The 418-nt window shown below is 67.9% G+C and carries 1 protein-coding gene; it reads right to left on the bottom strand.

Going from position 1 to position 418, the window contains the following annotated elements:
• Positions 1-152, bottom strand: a 152-nt coding sequence (locus tag E0D90_RS28675) for a DEAD/DEAH box helicase family protein (protein ID WP_438827458.1), incomplete at its 3' end; no start/stop codon positions are given.
• Positions 153-418: the final 266 nt, after the last annotated feature.

Here is a 418-nt window from a genome sequence, read left to right as displayed (position 1 = left end):
GCCATCGTGGTCTTCCCCGTCCCGCACGCCGAATGCACCTGACCGCGAATACCCGCCGCCGGAACACCACCCGGCGGGATATCCAAACCGCGCACAATAGCGTCCACGGCCTCAATCTGATGCGGCCGAAGCGGCCGAATCGCGCGCGCCATACGATGCCTCTTTCCACGAAGAATTCCCGTGATGCGGCCAGGAGGCGGCCGGGCCGGAACACAGAGCATACACAGGTACACAGCTCCGATGCACACGCATGATGCACACTGGCCGAAAGGTGACGCACCATCACCCGGCGCCCCTGGATGACTGTTCCGGCCGGTTCCTCGGGGCGCCCCGGGGGAGCATTTGAGGGTCCGCCGGGCCCCTCCCGGCCGGGTGGAGCGAAGCGGAGCCCGGGGCCCTGCCTCTCACGTCCTGGTCC

It is taken from the genome of Streptomyces otsuchiensis, from assembly GCF_004305975.1.
Lineage (GTDB): Bacteria > Actinomycetota > Actinomycetes > Streptomycetales > Streptomycetaceae > Streptomyces > Streptomyces otsuchiensis.
This window is presented reverse-complemented; position numbering and strand designations above follow the sequence as displayed.